The organism is uncultured Nostoc sp. (genome assembly GCF_964245445.1).
Lineage (GTDB): Bacteria > Cyanobacteriota > Cyanobacteriia > Cyanobacteriales > Nostocaceae > Nostoc.
Genome location: NZ_CAXTNE010000345.1, coordinates 1 through 7,098 on the forward strand (window position 1 = coordinate 1; position 7,098 = coordinate 7,098).

Below are 7,098 nucleotides of genomic sequence, written 5' to 3' on the forward strand. Positions count from 1 at the left end.
CCCCCACTCCCCCCAACTGGCGGATTCTGTTCGCCAGACATCGCTTTGAGTTTAGATGTAAAAGATTCAGAGCGATCGCTTTTTTCTGGAGTAAATTGCCCGATTGGGGCATGAATGGGAGCAGGTGGGAGTAGTTTTGGCTGCCGTTGATGAGGAATTGGTGATGGTGAAGGCGGTGGACTTTCTTGTGAAGCTTGCCTTTGACTGATAGCAGATGATAACTGAAACGTTGTTGAAGAAGCAAATTTTCCCGAAAGGGGAGACTTCAGGACAGTTTTATTGTCCCTAGCTTCCTCCTTCCCTTCTTCATCTACAGATGTTTTTTGTTCGGAACTTCTTAGTTGTAGAGTTGCAGTATTGCTGTGTTGATAGCCGTTGCGAATCTTAGCCGGTGGTAATTGAGGACTTGTCACTTTCTCTACAGTGGGGTTTTTCTTGGCTGGCGGTAGAGCTGGCGCAGGCGATGAAGTTAAACTTTGGGGAAATTTGCTACAAATCATCCGTTCAAATTCCATGTTGAAATGATATGTAGCCTGATCTCGGCGCTGCCAAAATACTAAAATTTGCTGCACGGAAACAGCTTTATAACGACCTTGATATAGTGCTTCAATCACTGCCAGGTGTAACCAATTAAGCGGGTATTGCGTTTGCCAACGCTCAACTAGCTCATTGGCAGTATAGCCACTGAGATCGAAACTATAGTTAATTAACAAGGCGATCGCTAAGTTGGCAGAGGTGTCTGGAAGTGTTGTTAACATGGGGCTATTAGCTTTAGGCAATAGGTCTAAGATTTGTCACCCATCGCATATTAGCCTAACGTGCTTTTAACTACATGGTTTTTTTCCCAAGAGTATCAAGCCGATAAGCAGTGTTTCCTATTTTACTTGTCAACTTCCAGAATGCAACCCTACATAGACTGATTTAATCGCAGATGTTTGCCCAATGGCTACTAATGCCTGATAAATTATTGCTGCAACTTCGGCGCATATTACCGGACATGAAGGTACAAGCAGATTGGAATCTGGATAGTTGACAAATGTTTCCTATTCTAATATATAGGCAACAGCTTTTCCGGCATGTCGGGAATGGTATGAAAATCGTTATAAACTTCTAAAATATCGCTATAAGCCCAAAAATCCTTGGATACGTCTGTAAAATCAGGTACTGAGATTTTGGGAAATTGGTTAAAAGTGAGCAATCGCCACCAGAGTTACATACTGGACGCGAGTTAGTCCCTTCTCTGAGAGACCCTACGCAAACTAAAAAGTCAAAAATCACACATTCACTTATTCAAAATTAAGAACCCCATAAATAAATTTAGGGTTGTTATATCCCTTTTTTAAATGCATGAATGCATGAATTCGAGCGTACTCCTACGGAGAAGCAAGCTACGCGCAGGGTCTCGAAGAGAAGCGAGTGGTCATGGGTTTATCTAGTCGGTAGTGTCACACATTCTCATCCAGGATTGTTCCTTCTATATTGGCTCCATCCAAATTTGCTCCGTTTAAATTTGTCTGGTTCAAATCTGCTTGCGTGAGATTTGCCTGAGATAAGTCGGCTACAGTTAAGTCTGCACCACTTAAATCGGCTCCATCTAAATTCGCCGCTATCAAACTAGCTTCCTGCAAATCCGCTTCACTCAAGTTAGTTTCAATCAGTTTAGCAACCGTCAAATCAGCCTGGCTCAAATTAGCTCCTTCCATTGCTGCTCCATCCAAAATAGCTCCATCTAAGATAGCTCCGCTTAAGTTGCTACCACTGAGGTCAGCATTGCTCAAATTTGCTCCATTTAAGTCTGCCTCAATCAAACTGGCTTGGGCTAAATTAGCGTGACTTAGATTAGCTCCATCTAAAATTGCTTTATCCAAAATTATGCCACTGAGATTGGCTTCCTTTAAGTTTGCCTCGCTCAAGTTGATACCAGTAAAGTCTCTGACACCTGCGGCATAGTTTTTCAGGAGTTGATCTGCTTTCATATCTGTCGCTGTGTTAAGGAACGTTTAATTGAGGCTATCCAGCTTACTCAGACAGACAGTAAATCCCCAGCACGCGCCACGGAGGATTGGTGTAGTGAATTAAACCGGAGTGAATATCGAATCACCTTTGTCTAGATTAGCCATCTTCAACTACTGGCGCTACTACCTAGAGTTATGATTTTTTTTCATACTTGGGAGGGATGTTGCGCGATTTAAAAATTTAAGCATTAGTGCAAAGCGATCGCTATACTCAATTGTGGTGTTCATCTGGCAGAGGTTATGGCAAAACCAATTCGTATTCTTTTGCAGACTACGATTCCTACGACTGAAGATGACTGGAGCATTTTTCGTTTTTCGATGTTACAAGATTACTTAGCATCGATTAAAGACGAAGCAGGAAACTCCTTATTTGAAGTTACGGGACGCGATTACGAATCAGATGCAGTAGGCAGTGATCCAGTTTTAAGTAGTCTCGACAAATCAGATTTTGATGAACTTTGGCTATTTGGATTAGAGGTGGATAAGGGTTTAACCGAAAAAGACATTGCCGGAATTAATGCTTTTCGGCAACGCGGCGGCGGTATTTTGACAACACGGGATCATCAGGATATGGGCTATTCAATGTGTGGTTTAGTTGACATTGGTGATGTCCACTATTTCAACACCAAAAATCCCGACCCCGATGAATCTCGCTGGAGCCGAGATGACTCATACACAACTTATATCTCCTGGCCCAACTATCATTCTGGAGCTAACGGCGATTATCAAAAAATTACCATTGTTGAACCCATTCACGAACTTTTAAAAAATCCCAATTCCCCTTCGGGAAGTATCGAATTTTTCCCAACACATCCCCACGAAGGCGGTATTGGCGTGCCTTTAGGAAATGCAAACGCGCGGGTAATAGCTTTGGGTAAAAGTTTAGTTACAGGTCGTAACTTCAATTTGGTTGTAGCGATCGAGCATCATCAAAATGAACAGGGGAATATACTAGGACGAGCAGTAGCTAACTCCAGCTTTCATCATTTGGTAGATTACAACTGGGATATTAACAAAGGCTGTCCCACTTTTGTAGATGAGCCACCAGGAGATGGCATGAAAAAAGAGCCACGCGCCTTAGAAGATATCAAAACCTATGTACGTAATGTCGCTTTCTGGCTAGCAAATTGATTAAGTAGCTATTAGTCATTGGTCATTAGTCATTGGATTTTGCTGCATACCCCACCCCCTCTCTTTGCTAAGGAGAGGGGAGTATTTGCATACCTCAAATACGGGGTGAGGTTCAGACTGTATTGCACTAAAGTGAGAACCGCTATAGTTTACGTTTCCCCACCAACCACTACATCTCGAATTCGGAGACTAGGACCACCACAACCCACTGATAAACCGTTTTGCCCTCCTTTACCGCAACCGCCAGATTCATCCCAGTAAAAATCATCACCAATTGCCTCAATATCGGCTAGAGTTTGGAATACATTTCCCGAAAGCGTTACATCCCGCACTGGTTCAGCAATTTTGCCATTCCTAATCATCCACGCTTCCCCAGCACTGAAGGTGAACATTTCCCCATTCGTCATCCCACCCAACCAATTACGAGCATAAACTCCTTCTTTGATATCGGTGAATAAGTCTTTAACTGGTGTTTTACCCCGTTCAATCCAGGTATTTGTCATCCGTACAATAGGAGTAAAGTGATAGTTGAGACAGCGTGCGTTCCCCGTAGGCGCTTCCTCCAATTTGCCTGCGGTTTCACGAGAATGTAAACGTCCAACTAAAACTCCATCTTTAATTAGTTGAGTAGTAGTAGCAGGCGTGCCTTCATCATCGTAAAAATAGCTACCGCGATGTCCCTCTGGGGCGGCACCATCAAAAATTTGGAGTTCTTCCGGGCCAAACCGCCGTCCGATGGTCATGACTTCCAACAGATCGGGGTTTTCGTAAGCCATATCGGCCTCAGAAAGATGTCCAAAGGCTTCGTGGACAAACAAACCCGTGAGAATTGGGTCAATGACTACGGTGTAAATATTGCCTTTGACCGATGGCAGAGATAAAGCTGCGATCGCTCTTTGAGCGGCACTTTTTACCTGTTCATCCAAATCAGTTAAATCTTCATAAGCTTTGCGAGAGCCAGTGGTTTCCCGTCCAGTTTGTACGGTTTCGCCATTTCTGGCAGTAGCCGCAAAGCGCATTTCCATATCCACCCAAGATTGCTCGATCAAAGTGCCTTCTGAGGTCGCTATGATCACTTGTTGGGCGCTGTCACCGTAACGCACCGAGGTAGTGGTAATCCGGTGATCAACGCTTTTGAGCAATTCAGTATAGCGATCGCACAATTGTTTTTTCTGCGAGAGTGGGATTTTTCGGGGATCAGTGCCTTTGAGGGGTAGAATGCATACTGCCTGCACTGGGTCAATAGGTGCAAGTAAAGTTTCTTCATCACCAACCATCCGCGCAGCAGCGATCGCTTCTTCTATGCGATCTTTGATTGTCACCAGTTGGTTAAAGCAGCTCAAACCCCATCCACCTTTATAACAAGCGCGAATATGTCCACCAATGGAGATGCCTTCACTGAGGGTTTCTACCTTGTCGCCACGCAACAAGATATCAGTCCCTTCTGCTTCTTCAAGGCGAATCATCAGATAATCTACACGCTCAGAGTAGCGGGCGATCAGGTCAGAAAGTAAATTTTGTGCGTCAGCAAGTGTAGTCGGCATTTCCAATTAGTAACAATGACTAACTGCATTTATTTTGCAATTAATTGGGGAATATCTGCTACTCAATATTATGAGATGACTGGGGACTGGGGATTGGGTACTTGAGACTGGGTAATAAATAAATTTTTCTCCAATCCCTAATCCCCAATCCCCAATCCCCAATCCCTAATCTTTAGTTACGGTGGGTAAGAACTCAATGATGTGCTAAGGTAATTAGGTGAGAATAAAATTCGGTTACAGCGTTTGTTTTTAGTATTGACAGGCTTTTCCCTTTTGGTCTTAACAAGCTTGTCTCCGAAATCTAAATCTCTACACACCTATGATTTTGGAGATAACGCATGTCAATTTATGTAGGTAATCTATCCTACGAGGTCACACAAGAAGACCTCACATCTGTTTTTGCTGAACATGGTTCTGTAAAACGCGTTCAGTTGCCTACTGACCGTGAAACAGGCCGTCCACGCGGCTTTGCTTTCGTAGAGATGGGTACAGAAGCTGAAGAAACAGCTGCTATTGAAGCTCTTGATGGTGCTGAGTGGATGGGACGCGATCTCAAAGTGAACAAGGCTAAACCCAAGGAAGACAGAAGTGGTTCCTTTGGTGGTGGTGGTGATCGTCGCGGCGGCGGCGGTGGTGGATATAACCGAGGACGCTACTAAGCTTTAAGATTAAAAATTAAGTTTTAAGGTCTTAAGGGCAGATAATGAATCTGCCCTTTTTGCGCTTCGGTCTACTGGATAGCTTAAAATTGCCCAGTACCAATTAAATAGGAGATGAAAATGACCCAAGTATTTGTGGACGAAAATGAAGGAATTGAGTCAGCCTTACGTCGATTTAAGAGAGAAGTTTCCAAAGCAGGTATTTTTCCAGACATGAGAAAGCATCGTCACTTTGAAACGCCTTTGGAAAAACACAAGCGCAAAGAAGTTGCAAGGCACAAACAACGTAAGAGAAATTTCCGTGCCAATTAAAAACAAGCGATACCTACGGTAAAGTACACTAACGCACTCTCTCATTAAATTCTTAACTGTCGAAGAAGCGATCGCTCTACTCCTGCATGTAAATCTAAAAGGTAGGTTTTGGCAAAGGCATTACTGATTATAAAATGGGCATGTAAATAATGGTGTGTACCCCAACTGCAAGAAAACTTTTGATTGTTACTTGCAGGATGGCGATCACTACGCTGAATTTATGAAAATTTAGCTGAAAAATTTATTTTTGGCATTCCCTTAGTAGTCTACAAGACTTTAGAAGGTTCGTCTTGGAAAATTAAGCCAGGAGTTTAGGCAAGTAATACTCGAATTGTAACCCTTCTCCTGACGGAGAAGGGTAAGAAGTAGCATGGAAAACCCCAAATGGTCGGGCTGCGGAGATGGAGATTAGACATACATCCACTCCCAGCGATCGCAGCCTATGGAGTAGTTCGTCGATCTGGAGGGTTTGGGCAGGAATGCTTTTGCCCCTGCCTTCAAAATCTGCTGGTGATTTTCCTCAAATACGTTGGCACTAAAGACGATGAAAACAGACAGGTTTACGGATGCTTATAGGTGAACTATTAGCTCAAAACCATCCATATTGGGCATGGCTAAATGAGCAGAATCACATCTAGGCTGTGTTAGTTGCTACCTATAACGCGTGTTTATAGGAAAATCATTGATAAGTGTAAAACACTATCTTTGACTCAGGAATTAAAATATACCCATCATGATTTTGTTTTTTGTTGAGTATGATTTAGTAGGTTTGGGACACTTTTTCCTCTTGAGCAGAAAGAGAGCGAATTAACTCCCGAATAACATCGGTTGCTGGTCTTCCCGTCATTGAACAGTATTGTTCAAGCTTCTGTGCCTCACTTGATGTGAGATTGATTGTAAGTCGTTTAGCAGCCCATTTTTTATTCATGTAGTAGACAGACAAACTATATTTTTAAACTACTTCTCTAATATCAATCTTTTAAGCTGATACTACAAGGGTATAACTAATGACATTTAATTTAAGTAATCATGAAGCAACATATTATGTTTTTCTAAGCAATAGTGAAGAGGTAGAGTATATTCTCAAGTATGAAGTTTAGCTAGTTTTAGGGCAATAATTATAAATAGAATGTAAAACGAATATTAAAGTAAAAGGCTATTTATAAAGTCAATCTAAAGGGGAAATTGAGTAGAAGACTAACTAGAAGATGCAAATAGAGAGTACATCTATTGATAATAATTGCTAACAATATTCCCCAAGAATATCCTACCAATCTCAGCAATGCTGAATGGAGAATCCTCGCTCATCTAATTCCAGAAACGAAACGGGTGGTCATCCCCGCACCACTGATATATGAAAAATCTGTAACGCACTATATTCCAGGAAAAACAAAAGCCTCCTCATTGTGATGAGAAGGCTTTTTGTTAGTATAAAGA

The 7,098-nt window shown here is 42.4% G+C and carries 8 protein-coding genes; 4 read left to right on the forward strand and 4 right to left on the reverse strand.

The features are described from left to right. Both ACFE90_RS34160 and ACFE90_RS34165 read right to left on the reverse strand, forming a co-directional pair. The coding region (locus ACFE90_RS34160) for a hypothetical protein (RefSeq protein ID WP_375506721.1) at nucleotides 1–758 on the reverse strand (758 nt) is incomplete at its 3' end. Between the two features lie 687 nt (nucleotides 759–1,445). After that, the gene (locus tag ACFE90_RS34165; RefSeq protein ID WP_375506722.1) at nucleotides 1,446–1,976 is read right to left on the reverse strand and encodes a pentapeptide repeat-containing protein; all 531 of its coding nucleotides are present in this window, start codon (nucleotides 1,974–1,976) and stop codon (nucleotides 1,446–1,448) included. Nucleotides 1,977–2,255: 279 nt separating this feature from the next. Between ACFE90_RS34165 and ACFE90_RS34170 the strand changes: the two genes are divergently transcribed. After that, the gene (locus tag ACFE90_RS34170; protein WP_375506723.1) at nucleotides 2,256–3,146 is read left to right on the forward strand and encodes a hypothetical protein; all 891 of its coding nucleotides are present in this window, start codon (nucleotides 2,256–2,258) and stop codon (nucleotides 3,144–3,146) included. A gap of 149 nt (nucleotides 3,147–3,295) precedes the next feature. Here the strand turns inward: ACFE90_RS34170 and ACFE90_RS34175 are convergent, their stop codons facing one another. Then, nucleotides 3,296–4,690: a TldD/PmbA family protein gene (locus tag ACFE90_RS34175; RefSeq protein WP_375506724.1), complete on the reverse strand. Its 1,395-nt coding sequence runs from the start codon at nucleotides 4,688–4,690 to the stop codon at nucleotides 3,296–3,298. A 338-nt stretch (nucleotides 4,691–5,028) separates the two neighbouring features. Between ACFE90_RS34175 and ACFE90_RS34180 the strand changes: the two genes are divergently transcribed. Together ACFE90_RS34180 and rpsU are read left to right on the forward strand one after the other, a co-directional pair. Further along, nucleotides 5,029–5,349: an RNA-binding protein gene (locus tag ACFE90_RS34180; RefSeq protein ID WP_109007425.1), complete on the forward strand. Its 321-nt coding sequence runs from the start codon at nucleotides 5,029–5,031 to the stop codon at nucleotides 5,347–5,349. 120 nt (nucleotides 5,350–5,469) lie between these two features. Beyond that, a complete protein-coding gene (gene rpsU, locus ACFE90_RS34185; protein WP_375506725.1) occupies nucleotides 5,470–5,661 on the forward strand; it encodes a 30S ribosomal protein S21 in 192 nt (63 codons plus the stop codon). Between the two features lie 760 nt (nucleotides 5,662–6,421). Here rpsU and ACFE90_RS34190 read toward each other — a convergent pair. Continuing rightward, complete coding sequence (locus ACFE90_RS34190) at nucleotides 6,422–6,589, reverse strand: CopG family transcriptional regulator (protein WP_375506726.1); 168 nt, start codon at nucleotides 6,587–6,589, stop codon at nucleotides 6,422–6,424. 302 nt (nucleotides 6,590–6,891) lie between these two features. Here ACFE90_RS34190 and ACFE90_RS34195 point away from each other — a divergent pair, with 302 nt between their 5' ends. Further along, on the forward strand, nucleotides 6,892–7,071 hold the full coding sequence (locus tag ACFE90_RS34195) for a hypothetical protein (RefSeq protein ID WP_375506727.1): 180 nt from the start codon (nucleotides 6,892–6,894) through the stop codon (nucleotides 7,069–7,071). The last annotated feature ends 27 nt before the right edge of the window (nucleotides 7,072–7,098 follow it).